A 26,923-nucleotide genomic window follows, 5' to 3' on the forward strand; every position below is an offset into this window, starting at 1 on the left:
CCGCACGGTCGCCTGCGGGGAGGCCTCCGGGCCCTCGGAGGGTCCGGATCATCGACGGCTGCGGCCTGATCGGCGCGGACGGCACCTGTGCCTGGTCGACCACCGAGACGCTCGCGGCACAGGTGGGAGGTGTGCCGGCGGTCAGCGCCGGCGTCGTCACCGATAGCACCGGTGGCCCGGCGAGGAGCGACCAGTTCTTTCACAAGAGCCGCAGGCGGGAGATCAGGCTCACCGCGGAACTCCGCCTTTCGGATGCTTGCAGGTGAAAACGGCGGGGGTCGAAACGGATTAACAAGCACCCATTTCACCGGTACCGGTCTTTCGGTGTTCGCCGCGTTCTTCGTGCGTCTGCTTCCAATTACTCCCCTGGCCGCGCCAGTGTTTCCTTCACCGTGTGATCGAGCGACTGCGATAAGTTATGGATCATTGTTCGGAGGCCTTCCGATGACGTGCTGCATGTGCACACTTTTTGCGGCGAGATCGGCGTGGGCGGGTAAGGGAAATGGCGGGACGGTGAAGTGTCAGTTGTGATGGCGCGGACCACGCCGCTGAAATGGCCTCCACCGAGCCGCATAATCATGCCGGCGGTGTCCGCGGCGCCTTTCCTCGTCGCCGCGCCGGTGCGGTGTCCCTGGCCGGCGGTCGCGGCGTTCCTCGGGCTCCGCTGTGGGCGGTTTCCGGCACGGTCGCGCTGGTCTCGCTCGTCGCCACCCGGTCGAAGGCCGCGCTGTTCGGCGACACGCCGTCGAATCTGACGGTCAGCACGCCGTTCTGGGTCCGCCTGGGGACGCCGCTCGGGACTCGGCATCTCGAAACGGCAGGCGTGGCGGCTCATCGGACATCGCCGCACACGACACACGGCACATGACGGGAGAGACCATGGACGACAACCTTCTGCAGATCCGGCGGGGTGACAGGTTCGCCTTCGGCCGCAACTGGAACGCCTTCGTCGACCTCGTCGACGAGGGTCGCATCGAAAGCGCGGCCGACTCGCTGCGGATGGCCCTCGGCGCCGAGGACCTCGCCGGGCGCACCTTCCTCGACGTGGGCTGTGGCAGCGGCCTGTTCTCCCTCGCCGCGCACCGCATGGGAGCCCGCGTGCACTCCTTCGACTTCGACCCCGAGGCGGTGGAGTCCGCCCTGCGGCTGCGCCGCGTCTTCGCCCCCGACGCCACCTGGACGATCGAGCAGGGGTCGATCCTGGACGGTGACTACCTCGCGCGGCTGGGGACCTTCGATCTTGTTTACGCCTGGGGTGTCCTGCACCACACCGGCGCCATGTGGAGGGCCTTCGACGCCGCCGTCGAGCTCGTCGCCCCCGGCGGACTGCTGTTCGTCGCGCTCTACAACGACCAGGGACGGCAGAGCCGGATCTGGACGGCCGTGAAGCGGCGCTACAACCGGTCGGGACCGGCGGTCCGTGGCGCCCTGATCGCCGGCAGCTCGGCTTACATCTACCGGGCCTGGCCCCTGCTCGAAATCGGACGGCTGCTCACCGGCAGGCCCCGTACCGCGGTCACCCGGGCGCGAGGCATGTCGCGCTGGCACGACATGATCGACTGGGTGGGCGGTCATCCCTTCGAGGTCTCCAAGCCCGAGCAGGTCATCGCCCGCGCCCACGCGCACGATCTCGGTCTCCTGCATCTCAAGACGTGCGGGGGCGGCCTCGGCTGCAACGAGTACGTGCTCCGGCGGCCGGGCGGATCAGCCGACCCGGACAAGCCCGCGGAGTCGGTGGACGATCTCTCGCACCTCGGCGCCGCCCGGGCTCAGCCGGCGCAGGGGCACTCTCGCTGAGCGTGCGAACCAGCCCACCTGGGTCGCGGCGAGCGCCGTGTAGGCGATCGTGGACGCCAGCGCGCATCCGGTGACGCCCATCCGGGGGATCAGCAGGATGTTCAGGGTGAGGTTCACCAGCAATGCCGCGCCGTACATCAGCGAGATGAGAACCGGCAGGTTGAGGCGGAGCAGATAGGCCGCGGCAGGGCGGGCCGCCGCGGCGGCCGCCACGCCCGGTGCGAGCACCAGCATCGGGGTGACGCATCCCGTGAAGGCCGGGCCGGCGGCGGCGGTCACCAGAAACGGGCCCGCCGCATAGAGCAGGACGATCGACGAGGCGGCGAGGACCGCGGTAATCCGGATCGTCCGTGCCGTGTAGGCCACGGACGTCTCCCTGCTCGACTCCATCTGCCGGGGCAGCGCGATCTGGGCCACCGCGTCGGTCATGGCCCGCAGGAGCTCGGCCGGCGTCACCGCCATGGAGTAGATTCCCACCGCCGTCGGTGTGCTCATGGCGTTCAGGATCAGGATGTCGAGCCGAAGCAGCAGGAAGTGGCAGACGGAGCCCGGGTGGTAGCGCAGGCCACACGACAGCGTGTGACGGACCGACCTCGGGTCGCGCGGGCGGCATACGGGCAAGGACGGCAGCAGCAGCAGGAGGTTCACGGCGGCGGAGACGGTCCATATGATCACTACCCACTCGACGGTGAGGCGTCCGAGGAGGCCGAGAGACGCCAGCGCGGAGCACTGCAGGGCCGCTCCCGCCAGCGAGCCCCGGTTGACGACCCCGGTGCGGGCACGCAGGACGTGCACGTTGTTGACGTAGACGATCGCCATCATGACGGGCACCGCGGCCAGTCCCCAGATCAGCGAGGACCGACCCGCCGTGGGCGCCACCCCTACCCCGCACAGGAGCACGGCGGCGAACGCGGTCCCCGCGGCCGCCGCGCCTACGGCGAGGCCCAGCCACAGGGCGTTCGCCGTGACCGCCGGTCGGCTGCTCTCCTCCCCCCACAGGGTCGTCTGCGACTTCTCCACCGACAGGTTCCCCAAGGCCGTCGCCGTCGCCGCGATGGTGACGATCACCCAATAAGCGCCGCGATCGCCCGGCCCCAGGGCGCGGGCCACGATCACGCTGGTGAGACTTCCGGCCACGACGAGGGTCAGGCGGGTCAGGAGCAGATGGACCAGGCGCGTGACGGCGGTATCGCGGCGGCGCCCGGTCGTGGCCGGGGGGAGCGGCGGGGCGGTCACGTGGGCCGCAGTTGTGGACGGCCGTCCGCGGCCGGCCGCGCCGGCAGGTGGGTCCGATGCCAGAGCTCGAACTGCATCAGGGTCCAGATACGGTTGGAGTGATCTCGACCGTTGGCGTGCTGGGAGAGAAGGCGGGCGACGGCCCGCGGATCGAAGATCCCCCGGTCGCGGGCGGTGGCGTCGGTGAGCAGGTCATGAGCCAGGGGGCGCAGCCCCGTCCTGAGCCAGGAGGCCAGCGGCACCCCGAACCCCATCTTCGGGCGCTCCAGCAGGTGCGCGGGCAGCCAGCCCGCCAGGGCGTGCTTGAGGAGGTACTTCGTCGTTCCGCCGTGGATCTTCAGCTCGCCGGGCAGGCCCGCGGCCCACTCCATCAGGACATGGTCCAGGAAGGGCGAGCGCGCCTCCAGCGAGCAGGCCATCGTGCTGATGTCGGCCTTCACCAGCAGGTCACCGGGCAGATAGGTGTTGACGTCGACGTCCATGATCCGGGTGAGGTCGCAGCCGGCGGACGACTCCTCGAAGGCCCGCTCGACGATGGCCCCGCTGCGGACGCCCGCCGCCCGGCCGCGCTGCCACGGGGTGTAGATCTCCCACTTCTGCTCCTCGGTGAAGTAGGACATCAGGCGCGTGTACCTGTCGACCGCGGACAGTCCGGCCAGCTCCATGCCCCACCCCACCCGGCGAAGCAGCGACCCCTGGCGCGAGAGGCCCCGAAGGCTCCTGCCCGCCGAGCCCAGGAGGGGTGACGCTCCGGACGGCGCCCGCAGTCGGGAGGCTCGCTGCAACATCGCGTAGCGGCGGTAGCCGCCGAAGGACTCGTCCCCGCCGTCCCCGTTGAGCGCGACCGTCACCTCCTGGCTGCTCATCCTGGCCACCAGGAAGGTGGGGATGGCCGAGGAGTCGGCGAACGGCTCGTCGAAGTGCCAGGCCAGGGCGGGCAGCACGTCCAGCGGGGAGGCGGACAGGACCATCTCCGAGTGGTCGGTGCCGTAAAGGGCGGCCACCTGCCTGGCGGGCTCCCGCTCGTCGAAGTCGGCCTCTTCGAAGCCGACGCAGAACGTGCGGACCGGATGCGGGGACTGCCGCGCCATCGCCGCCACGACCGCGGAGGAGTCGATCCCCCCCGACAGGAAGGCGCCGATCGGACGCTCACCTATCATCCGCAGCCGGGTGGCCTCCAGCAGCAGCTCGCGCAGCCGCTCGGCCTCCTCCTCCACGGCGGCGGCCGGACGGGGGGTGGCGTCCAGCCGCCAGTAGCGGTCGACGCGCACGCGGCCGTCCTGCCATACCAGGGTCGAGCCCGGCGGGAGCTTGCCGATGCCTTCGAAGATCGACCAGGGAGCCGGTACGTACTGGAAGGTCAGGTAGTGGTGGAGGGCGACCGGGTCGATCTCGCCGCACCAGCGCGGGTCGCGGATCAGCGCCTTCAGCTCGGAGGCGAAACGCAGCGTGCCGGACCGGATCCCCCAGTAGAGCGGCTTCTTGCCCACCCGGTCACGGGCCAGCAGCAGCCTGCGCCTGCGCCCGTCCCACAACGCGAAGGCGAACATGCCGCGCAGACGATGCACGAAGGCGTCCCCGTACTCCTCGTACAGGTGGACCAGGCACTCGGAGTCGCCGGCCGCGGCCAGGCGGTGCCCGCCGGCCAGCAGTTCGGCGCGCAGTTCGGCGAAGTTGTAGATCTCGCCGTTGAACACCGCGACGATCACGCCGTCCTCGCTGTAGACGGGCTGGTCGCCGCCGGCGACGTCGACGACGGCCAGGCGGCGCATCCCGAGCACGGCCGAAGGCTCCACGTGCAGGCCGCTCCCGTCGGGACCGCGGTGCACGATGGTCTCGCACATGGCGCGGACCGTCTCCGGGTCGACTCCGTCCGAGCAGACGGCGCCCGCTATCCCGCACATCGCTCCTCCAGAAGACGCCGGTACAGGACCAGATGCCGGTCGATCATGGAGTTCACGCCGAGATTGTCCAGCGCCCAGGCGCGCGCGGTGACGCCGAGGGACGCGCCCAGGTGAGGATCGTGCAACACGCGTTCCAGGGCGTCGGCCAGCGCCCGGGAGTCCGCCGGGGGAACCAGCAGGCCGCGCCCGTCCAGCAGCTCGCAGGTCCCGCCCACCGCGGTGGCGACGATCGGCTTGCCCGCCGCCATCGCTTCCATGATCGCATTGCTCATCCCCTCGTAGAGTGAGGCGAGCACCACCACCGACGCCCGGTTCATCAGGGCCTCGATGTCCCTGCGCAGACCCAGAAGGCGTAGGTCCACGCCCAGAGCCGCCGCCTGCCGTAGCAGGGCGTCATGCTCGGGTCCCTCGCCCGCGAGCACCAGCGTGCACGGCGTGCCCCGGGCGGCCAGCAGCGCGACGGCCTCGACGAGGAAACGATGTCCCTTGTGCTCCTTCAGATTGGCCACGCAGCACACGACCGGCAGATTCGTGACGATTCGAGCCGGCGTGCCGGTCAGGAAGGCCGACTCGGGCAGGCCGTTGTAGATCACGCTGAGTTTGCCCGGGACGATGCCCTCCACCGTTCTGGCGTCCTCGGCCACGGCCGCGGCGTTGGCCACCACGTGCCGTGTCAGCCGGGTGGCGACGTGTTCCAACGCGTAGACCCAGCGCCGGGCCTTCTTGAAGTTGCTCAGGCTGCGTCGCCCCGCCACCACGACCGGCACCCGGGCGAGCCAGGCGATCGGCGCGCCGATCACATAACCGTGGTACAGGAAGGCGTGCAGCACGTCCGGCCTGAGCAGCCGTATCCACCTGACGAGACGCGTCACCGCGAGCAGATTGCGGGGAAGGGCCATGGGGCCCGTCGACATCCCGGTGAATCCGGCGTTGCGCACGGGAACGCCCGCGAGTTCGAGCGCGTCACGGTAAGGCCCGTCCGAGTGCAACGTCACCACGTCGACCGCCACACCGCTGCGGACCAGGCCCGTAGCCAGGAGGAAAATCTGCTTTTCGGTGCCGCCGACTCTCAGCTGTCCGATCAGCAGCATGACACGGCGTGGTCCGCCGGGCGGCGCTTTCATGGACGAACTCATCCTGTGGCTACTCTTCACTTTCGTGATCTTACTTTGAGTGATCATCGCTGGTGTGTGGAGAACCGCCATGACCGGCCAGCGTGTCGCGGAAAGGAATGACGAATACGTTTACGCCGCATGTGTCATCAGCGAAACGACCTCTCGGCCGGGAAAGCGCCGATTCTCCGTTGAATCATCATGAGGCGGGACCGGCCTGTTCGCCCTGACGATCGGACGATGTGCCGGCGGACGAAGCCGTGCCATGGACCGATACGGCGACGTCGTCAAAGAGCCGGTCCTCGACGGTCTTTCGCCTTTTTCGGAGATTTCCCGGGTCGTGCGGCGGCGAGTTCACCGGACCATGAGAATCGATCCTCCGGAGAAGTCGTTCGGCGGTCCCGGCGGATCGACGCGCCGCCTCCGGTCACCTACCGGCACCTCGCCCACGCACTCGACATTCCCCTCGGCGCCCATCCCCTCGATTGCCCCCTTTCGTGTACACCGGTGATGCGGATCTCCGTTCCCTGCCACAGGAGAACTCCCCGATCCGCGGGCCGGCCGCCCCCGCCTGGGTAGAATGCGGACTTGCTCAAGACGATCCCGTCGGGCGGCGACGCCAGGACCACCTCCTCGAAGGAGCGCGGGTTCTGGTCGGCGAGTTCGAGACGCCGCGTTCGCCCGTAGAGGTCGGTACCCATGTCGGCAGCCTGGAGCCCCCCGAGGTGGCATGCACGGGCCTGTGCGTAGACGACCCCGAGCATTCCTGATCGCCATTCTTATGGGGATTTGCTGTCTTATTTCGGGATGTACTGGGACGGTCGGTGGAATCGCTCCGACAGCCGGCGCCCCGGCGGCTCATCCCGACCCGGCCACGCCGGCGCGCCGTACCGCGGCCCCGCTGGTCATGATCGTCGGAGACAGCTTCACCGTCGGGTCGGGCCCGGTGGAGCGGTGGGACACCTACGCCGCGCAGGCGGCGCGCGAGCTGGGCTGGCAGCTCGTCACCGCGGGGGCGGCCGGGACCGGCTTCGTCAATCCCGGCCCGGTGAACCGGACCTTCCACAGGTCCTTCGGCGAGGAGCTCTCCTGGCGGCCGGAGCCCGACCTGCTGATCGTCTCCGGCGGGCACAACGACCGCCGTACCAGGCCCGCCAGGATCCACCGGGCCGCCAAGCGCCTGCTGGAGCTGGTCCGCATCCGCTGGCCGCGCACCAGGATCGTGGTGATCGGCCCCATCTGGATGGTGAAAGCCCCCCGGTGGGCCTACGGCGTGAGAGACGCCGTCGCGATGGCCGCCGACGAGGAGGAGGCGACCTTCCTCGACCCGCTCGGCGAGCGCTGGAGCCGCAGCCTGATCCTGCCCGACGGCGTCCACCCCACCCTCGCCGGGCACGTACGGCTCGCGCACTGGCTGGTCGCTGCGCTGCGCGAGCGCGGGTTCGGGCCGGCGTCGCGGTGACCCTCCCGGTCCTTCCCGTGAGTTGAGGCCGGTCCGTCCCGGCCTCAACTCGATCTCAGCTCCCGCTCAGATCGCCTGCGCCATAGTGGTTCCAGAGCGAGAGGAGAGATCGATGACGATCGGGAACGACCTGCGGAACGCGGTCAGGGGACGGGTGCTGGTCTCAGGTGAAGAGGGCTTCGAGCAGGCCAGGCGGCCGTGGAACCTCGCCGTGGAGCAGCCCGTCATGGCCGTCGTCGAGGCCGAGGACGCCGACGACGTGGCCGCGCTGGCCGGCTTCGCCCACCTGGCGGGACTGACCGTGGCAGCCCAGCCGAGCGGCCACGGCGCCACCGGCGACGTCGAGGGCGTGATCCTGCTGCGCACCGGGCGACTCGACGAGGTGGACGTCCGGCCCGACCAGAGGGTCGCCCGCGTCGGCGCCGGCGTGAAATGGGGCGAGGTACTGGCCGCCGCGAGCCCGCACGGGCTGACCGGACTGGCGGGCAGCTCGCCGGCGCCCAGCGTGGTCGGCTACACCCTCGGCGGCGGCCTGAGCTGGTTCGGCCGTAAGTACGGCTTCGCCGCCGACAGTGTCCGCGCCTTCGACGTCGTCGACGCCGAAGGCGTCCGGAGCCGGGTGAGCGCCGACTCCGACGCCGAACTGTTCTGGGCGTTGCGCGGTGGCGGTGGCGACTACGCGCTGGTGACCGCCGTCGAGTTCGACCTGTACCCCGCACCCCACCTGTACGGCGGGCGCGTCATGTGGCCGGTCGAGCGGGCCCCGGAGGTGCTGGCCGCGTTCCGGGAGATCACCGCCGAGGCGCCTGAGGAGCTCACCGCCTGGTTCGACCTGCTGAAGTTTCCCGCGATCCCGGCTCTTCCCGAGTTTCTGCGGGGGCTGGCCGCGGTGACGGTGGACGTCACGTTCCTTGGCGAGGGCGGGGAGGCACAGGCACTGCTGCGCCGTCTCGACAAGATCGACGGAGCCATCATGGACACCCGCGGGCCCCTGCCGGTGTCCGAGTTGGGGAGCATCTGCGCCGAGCCGACCGATCCGGGGCCCAGTACGTTCCGTGGAGAGCTGTTGACCAGCCTGGATGACGCGGTGGCCGCGGCGCTGCTGTCCGAGCCCATCGACCCGCTGGTCAGCGTGCAGGTGCGCCACCTGGGCGGAGCGCTGGCCCGTCCCGCGGCGGACGGCGGCGCCTGCGGGCACCTCGACGAGCCCTATCTCCTCGGCATGGTCGGCTCCCTGGCCGTCCCGGAGCTCGCGCCCGCCCTCAAGGAGCGCCAGGACGCCATCGCCGGCCTGCTCGTGTCGCACACCAGCGGGCGCAAGCCGTACAACTACCTCGGCGGTGGGGAGAAGGCGACCGCGGCCTTCCCCGGTGACGTCCTGGCCCGGCTCCGCGACGTCAAGCGCGCCCGTGACCCGCGTGGCGTGTTCCGGAGCAACTATCCGGTCCTGGACTGACCGCCAGGAGGGGGCCGGAGAGGGCCGGAACGGGATCCGGTGCCGGGGAGGTTCCTCGCGACCTCCGGATCCCTTGGACTCCGGCCCCCGGGAGCGGTTCGATCCTCAGATCGTGACGCCGAGCTTGCCCAGGGTGCCGGCCTGGAAGTCCGCGATGGCCTGGGTCGCCTGGGCCAGCCGGTAGCTCTGGGCGAGCGGGACCCGCAGGCGACCGGCGGCCACATCGGTGGCGAGCCGGAGGAGGGTGGCCGGGTTCGGGTCCGCCATGACCGCGGTGGCCTTGACGTCGTGTTCGGCGAGCCCGTCCGGGGTGTGGTGCAGGGTCGAGGCGAACCGGCCGCCCTGGGCGAGCAGCCCGGCCACGGTCGCGCCGTCACCGGCGAAGTGCAGCGCCGCGTGTACGCCGTCGGGGGCGATGGCACGCACCCGCGTCACCAACTCGGTGTGGTCGACGGCGTGCGCCGCGCCGAGTCCGGTGACGAACTCGGCCTCCGCACCGGGCCTGGCGGTCGCGATGACGGTGGCTCCGCGGGCCGCGGCGAGCTGGATCGCGTACGCGCCGACACCGCCGGTGGCACCCGAGATGAGAACGGTCTCTCCCGCGGAGGGCGCGACCGCGTCGACCGCGTCGAGCGCGGCGGTGCCGGCCAGGCCGAGGGCCCCGGCCCGGGCGTGGTCGAGCCCTTCGGGGATGCGGGCGATGCCGTACTCCGCACCGACGGCGACGTACTCGGCGAAGCCGCCCTGGCCGAGAGTGGGCCGCATCACGACACCGAACACATCGTCGCCCACGGCCACGCTGGTCACGCCGTCACCGACGGCGGAGACCACTCCGGCGAAGTCCTTGCCGACCACGACGGGAAACTCGTACTCGTAGACCCCCTTGAGGTATCCGCCGATCACGCCCAGATCGAAGCCGTTGACCGACGAGGCCCGCACCTGGACCAGTACCTCGCCCGGTCCCGGCTCGGGGACCGGGAGCTCGGCGACCGCGGGAGCCGCACCGAACTCGTTGAACGCCACTGCACGCATATCCGGTACTTCCTTCTCGATGTTCGGTGGCACTTCTCGGTGCCGGCCGACGCCTGTGCCGGCCTGACCGGCGAGGCCCCGATCAGCGGCGAGAACCGGTCGAGCCGGTCTGCGGGATCTCCAGCTCGGTGGTCTTCGGCCCGGGACCGGGCCTGGACGGCGGAGCATTGAGATCGAAGCTCATCGAAGCCGCACTTTTTGTGCGTTGGTTATTTCTTGTGTGCGCCACCGAGTCTGATCGACAATGCCGTCATGACGGAAGAAGGCACTTTGCCCCGCGTAACGCACACCGATGTGCGCGGGCCGTTCGGCGTTACCAGCCCGACCTGTCAGCTCCGCGACGTGCTGGACCGGGTCGGCGACAAGTGGAGCGTGCTGGTCATGGCCCTGCTCGGCACCGGACCCAAGCGCTACTCCGAGCTGCAACGGTCCGTCGAGGGGATCTCCCAGCGGATGCTGACGCTGACCCTGCGCAGCCTGGAGCGTGACGGCCTCGTCACACGCACGGTGACCCCCACCTCGCCACCCCGGGTGGACTACGAGCTCACGCCGGTCGGCCAGACGCTCTCCGTCGAGGTCAGCTCCCTCATCGAATGGGCGGAGCGGCACCGCGAATACGTGGCCCGATCCCGGACCCGCTACGACCGGACCTGATCCTCTCGCCCTCCGGGTTCGCCCGTGCTGTCAGCGCGCGCGAGACCACCACGCCCGGCGGACGGCAGGTCTGGCACGGACACCAGGGCCGGCAGGGCGAGCGCCGCCGGGGATCTCTTCATGGGGGTTCCTCTCGCAGGTGGTGCTCGGGGCGTGGCAGCAGGTCAGGGGTGCCGCCACGTCCCGAGGTCTCGGGGGAGGGTCCGTCCGCCCGGCGAGCGCCGGACGGACGGCCCGCCGGTCAGGACGGGCCGGTCAGGTGGATCGGCCACGACGGACCGGTCAGGACGGGCCGGTCAGGGCGGGCCGGCCACGACGGACCGGTCAGGTGAGCCGGTCAGGGCGGGCCGGTCAGGGGAAGAGCCGCCCGTACTCGGCCAGGGCGACGGCCACGTCGACCTGGGCCCAGAACCGGTGGTAGGTGAAGGACGGCGCGGGGCCGGTGCCCTTCAGATAGGCGTCGACCTTCGGCCAGTCCGGGTCGTTCTTGTAGAAGGACCGGATCGACATGAAGGTGGAGCTGGAATCGATCACGTCGCCGTTGGGCATCTTGCCGGTCCAGCCGGCCGGGACGTAGACCGGATCGTTGAGGCGGCTGTAGTCGGCCTTGGTCTCGGGCACCGAGACGCCCCTGGCGTCCTGGTCGTTCTTCCAGATGCCGTCCAGCAGGCCCTTGGCGATGCTCTTGGCCTTGGCGTCGCCCGACTTGGCCGCGTAGTACGACAGCACCTTGGCGTAGGAGCCGGCCACGCCCACGTCGGAGGTGTGGTCCCGGATGGTGACGTGCAGCCCGGCGTTGGCCCCCGGGCTGCTCGCGTTCCAGGTGTCGGGCCGGCCGGTCCACACCAGGGTCGAGGGGATCTGGAAGGTCCCGTCGGCGTTGACCGTGGTGTTGTCGGTGGCCCACTTGACCCACTTGTCCAGCACCAGCTTGGCGTCGGCGTTGCCGGTCGTGTAGTACAGCTCGGCGACCCGCTCCATCGACCAGGCCTGGAAGCCGAACCACTGGTTCGACGGCGGGTCGTGGTAGACCGGCTGCCAGTCGTAGGCCATGCCGTAGAAGGTGGGCAGCGTGGACGGCGGAGCCGCGTAGTGCCCCTGCCAGCTGTTGGTGGCGCCACCCGCGATCGCGCCTTCGGACGACTGCAGCCAGCGGTAGAACTCCAGCTGCCGCTTCAGGCTGGTGCTCCAGTCCTGTACGGCGGTCGCCCCCTTGGGCTTGAGGGCGTCCACGTTGGACAGCGCCCAGGCCGCCATCGGGTTCTGGTAGCCGGAGTGGTTGTGGCTGGAGCCGATCCGCCAGGCCCAGCCCGCAGAGGTGTCGTTGGCGCCGCCCCAGGCGTAGTACCAGCTCAGCAGGTAGGCCGAGCTGTCCTTGCCGGTGCCGGCCGCGCACGAGGTGCTGGTGCAGCCCTGCTTCTTGAAGTACTTGTCGTACATCGCGTAGCGCAGGTAGTCGCCCATCTTCGCGGCCTTGGTGACCGAGGCGGCGACCTGCGACTCCTTGCCCTGCTCCTTGGCCCAGGTGTGCGCCCAGTAGGCGGCCTGGACGGCGCGGGCGTCGGAGTCGGGGGCGTTGGTGTACTTCCACTGCTTGGCGTAGCTGCTGTCGCCGGTGAACAGGTCCAGGTAGCCGTTCTTGCCGCCGTGCTTGAAGGTGTCGCAGGACGGCTGAGGAATGGTCTCGAAGACCGACTCCTCCGGGCCTCGCTGGTAGGTGTTGATGTAGGCGGGTTTGGTGGTGCCGTCGCCGCAGCGGCCGAAGCCGTAGGTGTTGTCCACGTCGAGCAGCCAGTGCATGCCGTACACGTCGCCGGTGCCGTAGGCGCTCTTCAGCTCGCCCGCGATCGGGTCGGCGCCGACCGAGACGCCGCCGTCCAGCTTGGACGGGTACTGCTTGATGTCGTCCCACTCACCGGCGTAGATGGCGGGCTTGGACGGGTTGTAGAAGGAGTTGGTCGGCTGGTCGGCGGTGGTCGGGATGATGTATTTCTCCATCGAGGCCCAGGCGTCGTTGAACTTGCTCCAGTCGCCGGTCACCTTGCCGTAGGCCGCCTCCAGCCACAGGTAGTAGCTGTAGGCCTCGGAGGTGGTCTCGTGCCCGTGGTCCGGAGCCTCGACCATGAAGGTCTCCACCGAGTGGTAGGGCACGCCCTGCGGCGAGAAGTAGCCGTTCGCCGGGTCCTTGAGCTTGTTGTACATCGTGGTGAAGCGCTTGATGTACTCGTTGTCGCCGCCGGTGGCGTCGTCGTCCACCTCGGTGGCGACCGCCTTGTCCGAGGTGTGGCCGGTGGCGGTGGAGGTGAACTCGGCGCTGTCGGAGGTCTTGTCGGCGTCCTCGGCGGCGGCGACCCTGACCGTCTGGGCGGTGTTCCAGTCGGCCGGGGTGAAGGTCAGCGATCCGCCGGACGAGACGGTCAGGTCGGTGTCGCCGCTCGTCCTGGCGGTCGTCACGGTGACGTTCGCGGCCGGGGCCTTGGAGAGCCTGACCGACAGGTCCGCGCCGCCGCCCTCGGGTACGGCGAGCGTGGCGGGGGTGAGGAGCACCGCGGGGGCGGTGTCGGCCCGCACGCTGATCCCGACCGGGGAGGAGGTCGTGCTCGCGCCCTTGTCGTCGGTCGCCTTCGCGATCAGCGAGTAGTCTCCGGCGGGTACGGCCGCCCAGCTGTAGGAGTACGGCGCGCTGGTGTCGGTGCTCAGCAGCGTGTCGCCGTTGAAGAACTCGACCTTGGCGACCGTGCCGTCGCCGTCGGCGGCGTCGGCGGTGATGTCCACCGCGGCGGGCGCGGTGAAGACGGCCCCCGCGGTGGGTTTGGTGAGCCTCGCGGTGGGGGGCTGGTTGTCCGGGGTGGTCCCGCCGCAGGTGGTGCCGTTGATCGTGAAGGCGGTCGGCTTGGGGTTGCTTCCCGACCAGCTTCCGTTGAAGCCGATGCCGGTCGAGGCCCCGGTGGCCAGGTCGCCGTTCCAGTCCAGATTCTTGGCGGTGACGGCCTGGCCGCTCTGCGACCAGGTGGCGCTCCAGCCCTGGGTGACCTTCTGCGAGGCGTCGGGGAAGGTGAACCCGAGCGTCCAGCCGTTCAGCGGGTCGCCCAGGTTCTTGATCGACACGTTGGCGGTGAAGCCGCCCTGCCAGTCGTTGGTCGAGTAGGTCACGTCGCAGGAGACGGCCGCGAGGGCGGGCGAGGCCGCCAGCGCGGTGGTCGTCCCGGCCGCCAGGCTGAGCAGCGCCAACGCGGCGACTCGGCTACGGAAGCGTGGGAGCGCTCCCGTTCTGCTGGGGAATCGAGGCATCGAAAGGGTCCTCCAGAGGTGTTCCGGCACGAATCCGCTGGTGAAGGTCTCGTGTCGGACAGGGCAGGAGAGAAAAGGAGTGGGAGCGCTCCCAAATAGGATTCTGGGGATGGGCCCCGGGATGTCAATGGCGCGTGCTCGGGGTTGCGCCCGCGTTTCACACGGCACGCCGCCGGGCTGCTGCGATCCGCCGGGGCGAATTCCGGTTCCGTGAAACTTTCAGGTCCCCGCGCCTCCGTGGCCGACGCCGTCCGTCTCGTGCGCCGCCGTCCTGCGCGCCGGCGGCCGGGCGGTCGAGGCGCGGACCACCAGCCGCGGCGTGAACACATGATCCACATGCGGTGCGTGGTAGCCCTGCAGGCGCTGCCACATCGCCGTGGCCACGGCGGAGGCCATCTGCTCGATCGGCTGCTGCACGGTCGTCAGCGGCGGGTCGCCGTGCGCGGCCAGATAGGAGTCGTCATATCCGACGACCGACACGTCCTCGGGCACGCGGAGCCCCGCTTCGCGCACTCCCGCGACCGCGCCCAGCGCCATCAGGTCGCTTCCCGCGATCACCGCCGTGGCCCCCGCGGCCAGCAGCCGGCGAGCCGCCGCGTGCCCGCCGGTGAGCGAGTAGTCCGATTCGATGTGGAGGGCGTCGACCACCGAGCCGAACGACCTGCGCATCTCGCGGCGGTAGCCCATCAGCCGATTCTGCGAGGGCCGGAGGTAACCCTGCCCGCCGGCCAGCCCGATCCGCACGTGCCCCAGCTCTCTCAGGTGCGCCACCGCCATCGCCGCCCCCGCGGTCTACGGGCTGGTGGCGCTGGGCGGCCGGCGGTCGTGGTGGCTGTTCGCCGCGATGCTCGCGGGCACGGTCGCGGTCAACGTGATCTACCTGGGCGGCCGGCGGGTTCCGGCGAAGTATCTCGCGCCGGGGGTGATCCTGCTGCTCGTCTACCAGGTGTACCTCGTCCTCTACACCGGCTACGCCGCGTTCACGAACTACGGCGACGGGCACAACGGCACCAAGCAGGACGCCGTGGCGGCGATCCTGGCCGCGAGCGAGACCCGGGTCCCCGGGTCCGCCGCCCGGCCGATCAGGGTGGTCGAGCGCGGCGGGGAGCTCGGCTTCCTGGTGGACGGGCCGGGCGGCGCCCGAGTCGGCTCCGCCGTACGGCCGCTGGAACCCGTCGCGGCCGCGGGTGGCGATGTCGCGGGGTCCGGCGGGTGGCGGACGCTGCCCTACGGCGAGATCGTCGCGAGGCAGGCCGAGGTCACCGCGGTGCGCGTGCCCGTTCCCGGTGAGGGAAGCCTGCGCACGTCCGACGCGGTGACCGCCGCGCTGTACCGCTCGACGCTCCGCTACGACGAACGCGCCGACACCGTCACCGACCCGCGCACCGGCGTGACCTACCGCGACGACGGTCACGGCCGGTTCGCGGCGCCGGGCGGCGCGGTGCTCAGCCCGGGATGGAAGGTGTTCGTCGGGTTCGAGAACTTCCTTACCGTCCTGACGGATCCGGGCATCAGGGCGCCGTTCCTCGGCGTCCTCGTCTGGACCTTCGCCTTCGCCGCGCTCTCCGTCGGCCTGACCTTCGCCATCGGGCTCGGCCTGGCCCTGGTGCTGGGCCGCCCGGAGCTGCGGGGGCTGCGGGCCTATCGATCGTTGCTGGTCCTGCCTTACGCCTTCCCCGCCTTCATGGCCGCCATCCTCTGGCAGGGCCTGCTCAATCCCGACCACGGCTTCGTCAACGCGGTACTGCTCGGCGGCGGCCACATGCCCTGGCTCACCGACCCCTGGCTGGCCAAGCTCAGCGTGCTGGCCGTCAACATCTGGATCGGCTTCCCGTACATGTTCCTCATCTGCACCGGCGCGCTGCAGGCCATCCCGCCCGCGCTCACCGAGGCCGCGCAGATCGACGGCGCGAGCCCGTGGCGGGTGCTGCGCGAGATCAAGCTGCCGATGCTGCTGGCCTCGACCGCGCCGGTGCTGGTCGCGACCTTCGCGTTCAACTTCAACAACTTCAACGTGATCTACATGCTCACCGGCGGCGGGCCCAGGGACGCCCGGTCGCCCGTCGACGTCGGCTCGACCGACCTGCTCATCTCGCTGGTCTACAAGCTGGCCTTCGGCGGCAGCGCCCGGAACTACGGGCTGGCGTGCGCGGTCTCCATCCTCATCTTCGCCGTCATCGCGGCGATCTCGCTCGCCGGGTTCCGCAGGGCGCGCGGGCTGGAGGCGAGCTGAGATGGGCCGCTGGTTCCTCAAATACGGCTGGCGTCACCTCGTCGGAGCCGCCGCCGTCGTCGTGGCGCTGTTCCCGCTGGTGTTCGTGGCCGCCGCCTCGGTCAACCCGAGCGGCACGCTGACCGGGTCCGACGACCTGTTCGCCGACCCGACGGCGGATCACTACCGGACCCTCTTCACCGACCCGCTGCATCCGTTCGGAAGCTGGTTCGCCAATTCGATGGCCGTCGGCGTGACCACGGCGGCAGGGTCGGTCTTCCTCGGCGCCTGCGCGGCCTACGCCTTCTCCCGTTTCCGGTTCAGGGGCCGCAGGGCCGGACTGCTCGGACTCGTGTTCGTCCAGCTCTTCCCGCAGCTCCTCGCCTATGTGGCGATCTTCCTGCTGCTGTCGGAGCTCAAGGAGGTCTTCCCCGCGATCGGCCTCGGCAGCAGGCTCGGCCTGGTCATGGTCTACCTGGGTGGCGCACTCGGTGTGAACACCTACCTGATGAAGGGCTTCTTCGACACGGTTCCGAAGGAACTGGACGAGTCCGCGCAGATCGACGGGGCCTCGCACGCCCAGGTCTTCTTCCGCGTGCTGCTGCCGCTGGTCGCGCCGATCCTCGTCGTCGTCGCGCTGTTCTCGTTCGTGGCGACGCTCAACGACTTCGTCATCGCCGGACTGGTACTGACCGATCCCGACCAGCAGACGCTCGCGGTCGGCCTGTACCAGCTCGTCTCCTACAAGCTCGGCCAGAACTGGGGGGTGTTCGCCGCCGGCGCGCTGATCGGCGCGCTGCCTGTGCTCGTGCTCTTCCAGTTCCTGCAACGTTTCATCGTCGGCGGGCTGACCAGCGGGGCGGTCAAGAGCTGACCGCCGAGAGCCGCCGGGAAACCGGAGCCCGGGCGGGAGCCCTCATCCCGGTCGCGCCGCGATCACCGTCGCCCGGGGGCCTCGCCCGCCGTCAGCACTTCGTCTCCGCCGCGGGCAGGACGCGATCGGTGAAATAGCGGTCGATGTGGTCGCGGGCGCACGTGTTGAAGCCGTAGAGCGTGTGGCCGGGCCCCTCGTGGCGGACGACGGCGCTTCCCGGCACCTGCTTGAGCACCCGCCGGACGGCGTCGGACTCTCCCCAGGCGCCGGCGCCGAGCATCGGCGGCAGCCCCTTCGGAAGCGGGGCCGGTGGGTTGGTGACCTTGACCGGCCAGCCGACGCAGCCGAGCGTCCCGGTGGCCGGCGTATTGGCACTGCCCGCGCCGGGCGCCGCCCTGCGCAGCCGGGCGATCGTCGACTCCAGCTCGGCGCGCCCGGCGGGGCGGGGCCAGTCGAGGCATTCGGTGACGCCTGTCGCCTGGTCGGGATAGCGGAGGCCGCGCTCGGGAACGAAACCGGAGGCGTCCCCGCCGGCGGCCTCGCGGATGTCCCGCGCCAGCTTCGGCCATGCCTCCTCGCCCTGCCTGGCCCGGCCGACCGCGAAGGACTGCAGGTCGTGGACGTCGTAGGCGATGCCGGCCCGCTTGGCCGGGATCGGCGCGCGCTCGGCCTTGGCGATCAGCCTGCGCCACTTGGCGGGTACGTCCCGGCAGGTGCCCGCGGCGCACCAGTCGAAGAAGCGGTCCAGGGCCTCCTCGTTGCTCCTGGCCGTCTCCTCCAGCTCGCCGGCCCAGTCGGCGGTGCTGTGGTTCCACGTGCCGTCGAGCACCATCGTGCGCACCTGGCCGGGGAAGAGGCGGGCGTAGTCCTGCCCGTAGAACCCGGCGTAGGAGGCGCCGTAGAAATTGAGCTTCGCACCGCCGAGCGCCTTCCTGATCGCCTCCATGTCCCTGGCGTTGTCGGCCGAGCTCATGTTGGCGAAGAACTCGGGGTCCCTGCCACGGCAGGCTTCGGCGTAGCCGCGGTTGGTGTCGGACAGCCGCCCGAAGTCCGCGTCGTCGGCGGGGAACTCGGGCAGCGGGACGCGTGTCCAGGTGCACGGCAGGCCCGTGCCGAGGCCGCCGAACTGCTCACCGTAACCCCGCGTGTCCCAGGTGACGATGTCCATGCGCCCACGGAGCTTGTCCCACCAGTGCGTGGACTGCGTGATGGCGATCCCGGGTCCGCCCGGGCCACCGTAGGCGATCAGGACGGAGCCCTCGGAGGGGCCGGTCGCCTTGAGACGGCCCAGCTTGAGCGTGATCTCGTGGCCGTCGGCCCGCTGCCAGTCGACCGGGACGCGCAGGTCGGCGCATTCCATCCCGACCTTGTCGCCCGGGCAGGGGTTCCATGCGAGGGCGTCGGCCTGCTGAGCCTGCGCGCCCGACGCCAGCAGGGTCAGGGCGATGGCGATTGGTTTCAACATGTCGATCACGATGTCCGAGCGGCCATCCCGCCCGCGTCGGACCGCGGTCTGATTCCGGATAGGCGGATCAGACCGGGGGATGTCATCCCCCGGTGCGCCCGGCCGGCGACCTCGGGGGCGTCGTCGCCGAGTTCGTCGCCGGCCTTGTCGAAGCGTTCGGCGTACAGCTTGGCCTCGCGGCGGGCGGCCTGCCGGTCGGGGCGGCGGGACGTCCCGGTGAGACGACGAGGGCCTCCTGAGCGCCGGTGATGGACGTCGCGATCCACACCGAACGCGATCCACGAACGTGATCCACACCGGAACCAGAAGGCCCTCACCCGGTCCGAGGACCGGCTCAACACGTGTCGCCCGTCACGACGTCCCGAGACGGAACACTGGGGGGAGACGTCCCGAGAGGGGACACTAGGAGCAGGTGACGCCGGTGGGCTGCCCCTGCGGGCCGTTGGCGGTGAAGCCGATGGCGACCGACTGCCCGGCGGGGAGGTTCTTCGCCCAGTCGGGCCCCTTCGCCGTCCAGGTGGTCCCGCTGGTCGTCACGGTGGCGTTCCAGGCGCTGGCGAGCGTCACGCCCGACGGCATCGACCAGGTGGCCGTCCAGTCGTCGAGCGCCGAGCCGCCGGTGTTCTTGATCGTCAGTTCGCCCTGGAAGCCGCCCTGCCAGGAGTTGACGGTCTTGTACGACGAGGTGCACGAGGCCGGGCCGGGTGTGGGGGTCGGGGTGGGGTCGGGGGTCGGGTTGCCGCCCCCGCCGCCGACCGGCGGGATCAGGTAGGGCTGGAGAATGTCCTGCTTGTCCTGGTTGATCGTGGTCCAGTCGTCCTTGGCGATGCCGCCGGTGTCACCGGAGTTGGGGTTCCACGACCAGTAGGTGAACGACATGCCGTTCACCCCCGTGCCGGTGTACTTCATCAGCTCCTGGAGCCAGACCTTGTCCACGGCCGCCTGGAGCGTGGTGCCGAACTCGCCCATCATGATCGGAGCGATGTTCTGCTTGTAGAGGTAGCCCCAGTATCTGTCCCAGATCGCCGGCATGTTCGCCGGGTAGTCCGGCGCGTCGAACCACGCCTGGTGGTAGACCGAGGTGGCGTACTCGTGGGGGGAGTAGACCAGCCGGTTGGCCACGCTGAGCCGTACGGGAAACTGACCCGCCCTGGACAGGTTGCCGCCCCACCAGCCGCAGTCTTCGTCGTTGCTCGGGTCGTTGTCCCAGACGTTCGACAGGCCGCCGCTCGGGCAGCTCACACCCTCGACGAAGATCAGCCAGTTGGGGTTGACCGACAGCACCGCGTTGCCCGCCCGCTCGGCGGCCAGTCGCCAGTCACGCGCGGTGTCGCCGCAGCCCCAGCAGGCGCCGGTGGCGGCCGGGTTGGTGCCCTCGGCGTGCGGCTCGTTGTGCAGGTCGGCGCCGATGACGGTGGTGTTGCCGGCGTAGCGCTGGGCCAGCGCCTTCCAGTCATTGATCCACTTGCTCTCCGGCGTCGCGCCGACGTACCACAGGGCCGACTGCCCGGCGGAGGTCGGGCGGTGGCGGTCCAGGATGATCCGCATGCCCTTGCTTCCGGCGTAGTCGATGACCTTGTCGAGGATCTGCAGCGGGGTGTTGCCGACCAGGTCGGGGTTGACGTAGTCGTTGACGCCGGTGGCGACCGCGCCCGGTTTGAGCGCGTCGTTGGAGAACGGCACGCGCAGGGCGTTGTAGCCGAGCGAGGCCATCTTGTCGATCTGGCCCTTCCACGGGTTGCTCGACCACAGCCCGTGGAAGGTCCTGTTGTCGGTCTCCATGCCGAACCAGTTGATGCCGGTCAGCCGGACGGTCGCCCCCGCACTGTCGACGATCTTGTTGCCGGAGGTGTGCAGGTAGCCGGTGCCGGTTCCGGCCGCCGCACCCGCGGGGGAGGAGCCGAGCGCGACGGCCAGCGCGGAGGTGGTCACCAGCGCCGCGAGCGCCGCCGACCACCTGCGAACACGCAGGATTTTCATGGAGGATGCCCTTCGAGGACGGGATCTGCTCGCGGGAGGGGCCCCGCGATCGAAAGGTGCGGCCGGTCGCGTTCGTCATGCTTCGGCGCTCGCGGGGCGCCCGTCAACCATGTGCCGGAGCGTTCCCCGCCTCCGGGGGTGACAGGCGCCCTCTAGCTCGGTCTTGTACGGCGTGCGCCCTTCGCGTTTCGTGAAAGTTTCATCGGGCGCACCACCCGATCTCCGGTCATGTGGCGGGCAGGAGCCGGACGTCGTGGGTCTCGGCGCCGGCTGCGGCGAACGCCAGCAGCCGGGCGCCCTCGTCGGTCAGCGCGTCGGCGCTCTCCGGGCTCAGGCGGGCGAAGGGCCGGACGGTCAGGGTGGCGGCGCCCCGGTGCTTGGTGATCTTCCATGTCCCGCCGGTGAACCCGTCGACGAGCACGATGCCGGGCACGGGGCCGTGTTTGGGAAAGACCCACGGTTCGCGGCAGGCATCGGTCATGACACGGCTCCGGTCGGCGTGGGAGAGCAGGAGGTTGTCGAAGTCGTAGAGGAAACGCGGCGGCGCGGGGGTGTCGGGATCGGGCCGGGGAGCGTCCGGCAGGTCGAACAGCTCCTGTCCCTGCTCGCCGGTGAACGTCAGGAGTCGCGGCCGGAGGCGGTCGACCACCTCGCGCAGCCGGGTCAGGCCGGACCAGGTCTGCATGTCCTTGACCGTGGCCGGCCCGAACGCGGCCAGATAGCGCAGCGCCATCTTCTCCGGAGAGGGAGCGGTGTCCAGGGATCGGCCGAGCCAGTGCTCGGCGGTGACGTGACGGGGCTGCCCGCTGACACCCCAGAGGCCGCGGGGCGGTACCTGCACCAGCGGCGCCAGGTTGCGCACCGCGTAGGCCATGGACGCCGCCGCCCGGTCGGGCCACCGCCGCCGCAGCAGCGCGCCCAGCTCACCGGGGGTGCACGGCTGTTCCTCCAGCAGTGCCCGGCCGGCGGTTACGAGTTCGTCGGTGTCCATGCCCTCGATGGGTTTTCTGTGGGTGTGGTTGGTGAACAGGTCGCGGTCCAGGACGGGCTGGACGACGGGACGCAGTGCCAGGCAGTCATCGGCGGTGACCAGGTGGATCGTCGAGCGCATGAGCGCGGTCCGCACCAGGCGGCGGCCGGTGAGCAGGTCGGCGGCGTGCTCGGGCCGGAAGCCGTTCAGCCGCGTCCACAGGCCGACGTACCAGGTGTGCGGGGTCTGCGCCTGCAGGCCAACCAGATGCTCGACGGCGTCGGTCACCGGCATGTCGGAGCGGCGCAGCAGCAGCTGCCGCTCCAGGGTGGCGCGGCCGAGTGCGCGCCTGCCGATTGTCGCCATGACTCTCCTTCGGTCGTACGGCCGCCGCCCGGGTCTGCCTGGCGGCGGCCGTACGGGCGGGTTCGTTCTTGTTCTGTGATCACCACGGTAGAAGCTCAATAGGAATAATCGATTCCTAATTGGCTGGCATGATGTGGTCATGCTGGAGACCTCGGCGCGGCTGCTGCGCCTGCTTTCCCTGCTGCAGACCCCGCGTGAGTGGCCCGGTTCCGAGCTGGCCGCGCGCCTGGGCGTCAGTGGCCGGACGGTGCGCAACGACGTGGAACGGCTGCGCGAGCTCGGCTATCCCGTCACCGCCACCCGCGGCTCGATCGGGGGTTACCGTCTGGGGGCGGGGGCGGCGATGCCTCCGCTGCTGCTGGACGACGAGGAGACCGTCGCGGTCACCGTGGGCCTGCGCACCGCGGCCGGCGGCAGCATCACCGGGATCGAGGAGGCCTCTCTGCGGGCCCTGGCCAAGCTGGAGCAGGTGCTGCCCTCCCGGCTGCGCCGCCGCATCGCCGCCTTGCAGGCCTCCACGGTCCTGGTCCCCGCAGACGTCGCGAGCCCCACCGTCGACGCGGACGTGCTGAGCGTGCTGGCCGGGGCCTGCCGGGACGGTGAGCGGCTGCGCATGGACTACCGCGACCACAACGGCGTGGCCGGTCCGCGCGTCGTCGAACCGCACCGGCTGGTCAACTGGGGACGCCGCTGGTATCTGGTGGCCTGGGACGCCGATCGGCGGGACTGGCGGACCTTCCGCGCCGATCGGATCGCCCCCCGCACCCCGACCGGCCCCCGCTTCACCCCGCGTGAGCTTCCCGGCGGCGACGCCGCGGCCTACGTCTCGCGGCGGGTCTCCGCCGCCGCCTGGCGTCACCGGGCCCGGGTGACCGTGCACGCGCCCGCCGAGGAGATCGCGATGCGGATCACCCCCGCGATCGGGACGGTGGAGGTCGTCGACGAACGGACCTGTGTCCTGAACACGGGCGCCGACACCGTCGACACCCTCGCCGTCTACCTGGGCCTGCTGGGCGCCGACTTCACCGTGGACGACCCGCCCGAGCTCGTCGCGCACCTGCGCGAGCTGTCGGAGCGCTACCGCCGTGCCACGGGGTGAGTCATCCGCTCCTCCTCGCCGGTCGCCGAGGACGGGGGAGAAACGGGTCAGGAGTTCCCGGACGACTCCTGGCAGGCCGGACGGCGCGGGTCCCTCCAGGTCCCACAGGTCGACCAGGTCGCCTACGTCCCCGGCGTGCCCAAGCAGGCGACCGTGGTCACCTCGACGGGCACCCCGCAGACCTGGACGCTGAAGAACTCCGGGGGCGCCACCATCGCCACCTGCACCCTCGGCTGATCCGCGGCATCCCGCTCATCCGTGAGAGCGTCGGCCGCCGATGGCTCCGGCGGCCGACGCTCTCACGTCGTCCGGAGGCTCACCCGGCGAGCGCCACCGCCACGAGCCCGAGCTGTGTCTCCAGCGCCCGGCGGAGCTCGTCGGACAGGGCGCCCTCCCGGTGCCGATCGGCGATCTTCCCCCGGACCGGGGCGAGGTCGCGCGAGCAGCAGACGCTGCCGGCCAGCACCTGCCGCAGGTCCAGTGCCACGTCGGGCCGGATCCCGCCCCTGTCCTGGTCCTCGGCGAGCAGCGTGTTGAAGCCCCGCACGCTCTGGCCGAGGGTGGGCGCCGACGACCGGGCCACCTTCGCCACGGGTGGCGTCCGTGGCGCGTTCTCCGTCCGGACGACCCGCGGATCGGGCAGGTCACGGCCGGTCTGGCGGGTCGCGTCGGGTCGGGGGCGTGTGGCGGGCACGGTGGACGGGGCGGGGGCGGTGGGCACGGTGGAGACGGCGGGGGTGGAGGCCGGCGCGGCGCCGAAGGTGGGACCCGGCCGTCCCGGAACGGTGCCGAAGGTGGGATCCGGCCGTCCCGGGACGGGGCCGAGGGGGGCGACGGGGTCCGGCCGGGGCGCGGCGGTACGGACAGCGGTGCCGAGAGCCGTGGTGGAGTCCGGCCACCGGTCCGGGGCGATGGTGATCTGGCTCCACGCCAGCACCCCGACGACCAGCGCCGTGGCCGCCGCGACGACCGTCCAGCGCATCACCAGGGTGCCCGCGGCGGTCCGGGCCCCGGACAGCGCCTCCGCGAGACCGTCGGCCACCTCCTGCGCCTTCGGCCGTCCCTCCGGCTCGTGCGACAGGCAGCTGCGGCAGAGCGCGGCGAACCCGGGAGGCAGCCCCGGGACGGAAGGGGCAGGTGGCGGCCCCGCCCGCCGGACGTGCTCGATCTCCTCCCAGGTCCGCTCCGGGTACGGCGGGTCGCCGGTGAGCATCTCGAACAGCAGCACGCCGAGCGCGTAGACGTCGTTCGCCGGGTCGGCGGCCGTGCCGGTCAGCCGCTCGGGCGCCACGTAGGGGGGAGTGCCGTAGTCGCAGGCGCGGTCGTCGTCGTCCTCCCCGATGAACGCCGCGATGCCGAAGTCGAGCAGCTTGGCGCCGGTCGCGGTCAGCAGCACGTTCTCGGCGGTGACGTCCCGGTGGACGATGCCCCGCTGGTGGGCGGCGGCCAGCACGTTGGCCAGCCGGGCGGCGATCGACGCCGCCTCCGCCCAGGGCAGCGGACCCTCGGAGATCCGGTCGGACAGCGGGCGCCCTTCGAGCAGGCGCATGACCACGTAGGCGGCGAGGCGGCCCCGCGAGGTCACCGCCTCGCCGTAGTCGTAGACCTCGATCGCGTCGGGGTGGATGAGCCGCGCGGTGGCGCGGGCCTCACGGCGGATGAGCTCGCGGCCCCCGCGGTCGCCGCCGATCTCGCCGTCCAGCAGCTTGACCGCGACCGGCCGCTGCAGGGACTGGTCGAAGGCCCGCCAGATGACGCTCATGCCGCCTCGCGCGATCGGCTCCAGCAGCAGGTATCTGCGGGTGAGCACGTCTCCCGCGTGCAGGCCGCCGGGTTCAGGCGGATTCACGGACCACCAGCTCGGTGGGGAGCATCGGGTTGCCCTTGGAGGCGTCGGGCGAGGACATCGACAGCAGCAGGAGCCGGGTGGTGAGCGCGGCGAACTCCTCGACCGGCTGGCGGACGGTGGTGAGCGTGGGTGAGGTCCGCCGCGCGATGGGGGCGTCGTCGAAGCCGATCACGGCCACGTCCTCAGGCACCCGCCGGCCGGTGCGGCGCAGGGTCTGGACGGCCGCCGCGGCCATCACGTCGGAGGCGGCGAACACGGCGTCGACGTGCGGCATCCGGCGCAGCAGCCACTGCGTGCCGTGCACCCCCGAGGAGTGGGTGAAGTCGCCGTAGGCAACCGGCACGCCGGTCATCCCGGCCAGGGCGAGCGTCTGCAGGAACCCGTCGAGCCGGTCCCGCGCCGCGGGCAGTCCCGGAGGCCCGGCGATGACGCCGATCGACCGCCGGCCGCCGAGCAGGAGATGTTCGGCCGCCTGCCGGCCGCCGTCGCGGTTGTCCATGTCGACGTGGGGCAGGTCGATGCCGTCCGGCGGGCGGCCCGCGCTCCGCACCGGGATGCCGGACGCGGCCAGGGTCACCACGAGCGGATGCCGGTCCCGCGCGCCGATCAGCAGCACGCCGTCGACTCCTCCGGCGACGAGCGGGGGCGTGGCGATGGTGGAGGTGGCCGCGGTGGCCGTCATCACCGTGAGCGGCACGCCGTGGTTGGTGAGCACCTCCTCCGCCGCGGTGATCATCCTCGCGTAGAAGGGCTCGGTGAACAGCCGGTGCGCGGGCTCGCAGACCACGACGGCCACGATCTGGTCGGACCGGCGTCCGGCTCCGCCCCGGGGTGCGCGGTGCCGTACATAGCCGAGGCGCGAGATCGCGTCGTGCACCTGCCTGCGGGTCGACGTGCTGACCCGCACCGAACCGGTGAGAACCCGGGAGGCGGTGGCGGGGGAGACCCCTGCCTCTGCCGCGACCTGGGCAAGGGTGGGCTGATCAGACATAACTTCCTCCACACCAAGATTCCGCACAGGTGGGAGCGCTCCCAGCGAACGTAGCATTGTTTCGGAAGTGTCAACAGACGTTTCCGAAAAATCACTACATGTAAGTCAAGGTCATCTGACAGCCCAGTCAGGTGCGAGCACCGACATCATGATCGCGTCGTGCCATTCGCCCTCCCAGCGCAGCGCGTCGCGGCGCACGCCCTCCTCCACGAACCCCACCTTGCGGTAGACGTGGGCGGCCCGATCGTTGAAGTCGAACACCTCCAGGCTGACCCGGTGCAGCTCGGTGGTGGCGAAGGCGTGGTCGAGGACCAGGCGGATCGCCTCGGCGCCGTAGCCCCGGCCGAACGCGCGCGCACCGACCAGGGCGATGCGGAGGTTGCAGGAGAGGTTGTGCGCGTCGAGATCGTTGAGCACGACCTCGCCGACGTAGTCGTCGTCCTCGGTGGTGCAGATCGCCAGGTCCAGCCGGTCGTCGTGCTCACCGCGCGAGCCGTACCAGATCTCGGCCGCCCCGCGGTCGATCACGCCGTGGGAGCCGGTCAGACGGGTGACCTCGGGGTCGTTGACGAGCTCCCAGAGGCCTTCGACGTGCTCGGGGCCGACGGGGCGCAGCGTCACGCGCTCTCCGGACAGGACGGGCTTGTTCGCGAACATCACGGGGAGTGTCTAGCCGCTCCCGCCCCGCGCGGACAAGCCGTTTTCGCTCACCAGGGGCCGTAGGGGCCCTGGTTGCCGCCCTTGCCGATCTCGCTGACGGCCGGCTTCACGTCCGCCAGGTAGATTCCGGCGGCGATGACGGAGGCGATGGCGAAAAGGTTGAGCTGGCCGTAGCCGATCCCGAAGTAGCCGACGGCCGAGGCGAACGAGAACAGCGTCGCCAGCCCCAGAATGATCAACCAGAGTTTCTTGGTCTGCTTGCCGGTGACCGCGAACGCCCGCGCCGGAGTTCGTACGGCGTGCACGAGCGCCCAGACCGACATGACGAACGCGCCGATGGCCAGGATCCAGAAGATCAGGTCCAGAACGCCGTGGATCTGGGGCATCGTCTCTCCAAAACGCTCGCCTCACTGGTGCCTGTCAGCCTAACGCCGAAATCCCCCTGCGCGTCGCTTCCGGAGCCGTATGCCCTCACCGCTCCGAACGATCTTCGGGACTTCGTCGCGGGCCGCT

The 26,923-nt window shown here is 70.8% G+C and carries 23 protein-coding genes; 9 read left to right on the plus strand and 14 right to left on the minus strand.

What is annotated here, in order from left to right; translation table 11 throughout:
* Positions 1-553 precede the first annotated feature (553 nt).
* On the plus strand, positions 554-868 hold the full coding sequence (locus ACQPYK_RS05215) for a hypothetical protein (RefSeq protein ID WP_433251037.1): 315 nt from the start codon (positions 554-556) through the stop codon (positions 866-868).
* An 11-nt stretch (positions 869-879) separates the two neighbouring features.
* Positions 880-1,797, plus strand: a complete 918-nt coding sequence (locus tag ACQPYK_RS05220; RefSeq protein WP_433251040.1) for a class I SAM-dependent methyltransferase — start codon at positions 880-882, stop codon at positions 1,795-1,797.
* Here the strand turns inward: ACQPYK_RS05220 and ACQPYK_RS05225 are convergent.
* The 3 genes from ACQPYK_RS05225 to ACQPYK_RS05235 are packed head-to-tail and all read right to left on the minus strand — an operon-like array spanning position 1,705 to position 6,061.
* On the minus strand, positions 1,705-3,033 hold the full coding sequence (locus ACQPYK_RS05225; RefSeq protein ID WP_433251043.1) for a polysaccharide biosynthesis C-terminal domain-containing protein: 1,329 nt from the start codon (positions 3,031-3,033) through the stop codon (positions 1,705-1,707). The two genes, ACQPYK_RS05220 and ACQPYK_RS05225, sit on opposite strands and share 93 nt — an antisense overlap.
* Positions 3,030-4,937: an asparagine synthase (glutamine-hydrolyzing) gene (asnB, locus tag ACQPYK_RS05230; RefSeq protein WP_433251046.1), complete on the minus strand. Its 1,908-nt coding sequence runs from the start codon at positions 4,935-4,937 to the stop codon at positions 3,030-3,032. Before asnB ends, ACQPYK_RS05225 begins: the two co-directional genes overlap by 4 nt.
* A complete protein-coding gene (locus ACQPYK_RS05235) occupies positions 4,925-6,061 on the minus strand; it encodes a glycosyltransferase (RefSeq protein ID WP_433251049.1) in 1,137 nt (378 codons plus the stop codon). Before ACQPYK_RS05235 ends, asnB begins: the two co-directional genes overlap by 13 nt.
* Positions 6,062-6,956: 895 nt before the next feature.
* Between ACQPYK_RS05235 and ACQPYK_RS05240 the strand changes: the two genes are divergently transcribed.
* On the plus strand, positions 6,957-7,511 hold the full coding sequence (locus ACQPYK_RS05240; protein ID WP_433251052.1) for an SGNH/GDSL hydrolase family protein: 555 nt from the start codon (positions 6,957-6,959) through the stop codon (positions 7,509-7,511).
* Positions 7,512-7,623: 112 nt separating this feature from the next.
* Complete coding sequence (locus tag ACQPYK_RS05245) at positions 7,624-8,967, plus strand: FAD-binding oxidoreductase (RefSeq protein WP_433251055.1); 1,344 nt, start codon at positions 7,624-7,626, stop codon at positions 8,965-8,967.
* Between the two features lie 105 nt (positions 8,968-9,072).
* On the opposite strand, the gene ACQPYK_RS05250 is transcribed toward ACQPYK_RS05245, so the two are convergent.
* Positions 9,073-9,999, minus strand: coding sequence for an NADP-dependent oxidoreductase (locus ACQPYK_RS05250; RefSeq protein WP_433251058.1), 927 nt, complete (start codon positions 9,997-9,999; stop codon positions 9,073-9,075).
* A 252-nt stretch (positions 10,000-10,251) separates the two neighbouring features.
* On the opposite strand from ACQPYK_RS05250, the gene ACQPYK_RS05255 reads away from it, so the two are divergent.
* Positions 10,252-10,653, plus strand: coding sequence for a winged helix-turn-helix transcriptional regulator (locus ACQPYK_RS05255; RefSeq protein WP_433251061.1), 402 nt, complete (start codon positions 10,252-10,254; stop codon positions 10,651-10,653).
* A 351-nt stretch (positions 10,654-11,004) separates the two neighbouring features.
* Here the strand turns inward: ACQPYK_RS05255 and ACQPYK_RS05260 are convergent, their stop codons facing one another.
* The gene (locus ACQPYK_RS05260; RefSeq protein WP_433251064.1) at positions 11,005-13,944 is read right to left on the minus strand and encodes a glycoside hydrolase family 48 protein; all 2,940 of its coding nucleotides are present in this window, start codon (positions 13,942-13,944) and stop codon (positions 11,005-11,007) included.
* Positions 13,945-14,163: 219 nt separating this feature from the next.
* Positions 14,164-14,721, minus strand: coding sequence for a substrate-binding domain-containing protein (locus ACQPYK_RS05265; protein ID WP_433251067.1), 558 nt, complete (start codon positions 14,719-14,721; stop codon positions 14,164-14,166).
* A gap of 25 nt (positions 14,722-14,746) precedes the next feature.
* Here ACQPYK_RS05265 and ACQPYK_RS05270 point away from each other — a divergent pair, with 25 nt between their 5' ends.
* The gene (locus ACQPYK_RS05270; protein ID WP_433251070.1) at positions 14,747-16,177 is read left to right on the plus strand and encodes an ABC transporter permease subunit; all 1,431 of its coding nucleotides are present in this window, start codon (positions 14,747-14,749) and stop codon (positions 16,175-16,177) included.
* Position 16,178: 1 nt separating this feature from the next.
* Positions 16,179-17,030 (plus strand): sugar ABC transporter permease, encoded by an 852-nt coding sequence (locus tag ACQPYK_RS05275; protein WP_433251073.1) that lies wholly within the window; start codon positions 16,179-16,181, stop codon positions 17,028-17,030.
* 91 nt (positions 17,031-17,121) lie between these two features.
* On the opposite strand, the gene ACQPYK_RS05280 is transcribed toward ACQPYK_RS05275, so the two are convergent.
* The 4 genes from ACQPYK_RS05280 to ACQPYK_RS05295 all read right to left on the minus strand — a co-directional run bounded on the left by ACQPYK_RS05280 (position 17,122) and on the right by ACQPYK_RS05295 (position 21,811).
* Positions 17,122-18,495, minus strand: coding sequence for an alpha/beta hydrolase (locus ACQPYK_RS05280; RefSeq protein ID WP_433251076.1), 1,374 nt, complete (start codon positions 18,493-18,495; stop codon positions 17,122-17,124).
* Positions 18,496-18,500: 5 nt separating this feature from the next.
* A complete protein-coding gene (locus tag ACQPYK_RS05285) occupies positions 18,501-18,761 on the minus strand; it encodes a hypothetical protein (protein WP_433251079.1) in 261 nt (86 codons plus the stop codon).
* Between the two features lie 136 nt (positions 18,762-18,897).
* Positions 18,898-20,475, minus strand: a complete 1,578-nt coding sequence (locus tag ACQPYK_RS05290) for a cellulase family glycosylhydrolase (protein ID WP_433251082.1) — start codon at positions 20,473-20,475, stop codon at positions 18,898-18,900.
* Positions 20,476-20,701: 226 nt separating this feature from the next.
* A complete protein-coding gene (locus ACQPYK_RS05295) occupies positions 20,702-21,811 on the minus strand; it encodes a winged helix DNA-binding domain-containing protein (protein ID WP_433251085.1) in 1,110 nt (369 codons plus the stop codon).
* Positions 21,812-21,950: 139 nt separating this feature from the next.
* Here ACQPYK_RS05295 and ACQPYK_RS05300 point away from each other — a divergent pair, with 139 nt between their 5' ends.
* Positions 21,951-22,910: a helix-turn-helix transcriptional regulator gene (locus ACQPYK_RS05300; protein ID WP_433251088.1), complete on the plus strand. Its 960-nt coding sequence runs from the start codon at positions 21,951-21,953 to the stop codon at positions 22,908-22,910.
* A 3-nt stretch (positions 22,911-22,913) separates the two neighbouring features.
* Positions 22,914-23,147, plus strand: a complete 234-nt coding sequence (locus tag ACQPYK_RS05305) for a cellulase N-terminal Ig-like domain-containing protein (protein WP_433258698.1) — start codon at positions 22,914-22,916, stop codon at positions 23,145-23,147.
* Between the two features lie 79 nt (positions 23,148-23,226).
* Here ACQPYK_RS05305 and ACQPYK_RS05310 read toward each other — a convergent pair whose 3' ends face one another.
* The 4 genes from ACQPYK_RS05310 to ACQPYK_RS05325 form a co-directional block, all read right to left on the minus strand.
* Positions 23,227-24,759, minus strand: coding sequence for a protein kinase domain-containing protein (locus ACQPYK_RS05310; RefSeq protein WP_433251091.1), 1,533 nt, complete (start codon positions 24,757-24,759; stop codon positions 23,227-23,229).
* Positions 24,746-25,750 carry a LacI family DNA-binding transcriptional regulator gene (locus ACQPYK_RS05315; RefSeq protein WP_433251094.1) on the minus strand — a complete coding sequence of 335 codons (1,005 nt, stop codon included), beginning with the start codon at positions 25,748-25,750 and terminating at the stop codon, positions 24,746-24,748. The genes ACQPYK_RS05310 and ACQPYK_RS05315 overlap by 14 nt, the downstream gene beginning before the upstream one ends.
* A gap of 111 nt (positions 25,751-25,861) precedes the next feature.
* Entirely contained in the window at positions 25,862-26,407 is a 546-nt protein-coding gene (locus ACQPYK_RS05320; RefSeq protein ID WP_433251097.1) for a GNAT family N-acetyltransferase, read from the minus strand.
* A 50-nt stretch (positions 26,408-26,457) separates the two neighbouring features.
* Positions 26,458-26,796: a DUF2516 family protein gene (locus tag ACQPYK_RS05325; protein ID WP_433251101.1), complete on the minus strand. Its 339-nt coding sequence runs from the start codon at positions 26,794-26,796 to the stop codon at positions 26,458-26,460.
* Positions 26,797-26,923: the final 127 nt, after the last annotated feature.

The organism is Streptosporangium sp. CA-135522, assembly GCF_050949235.1.
Lineage (GTDB): Bacteria > Actinomycetota > Actinomycetes > Streptosporangiales > Streptosporangiaceae > Streptosporangium.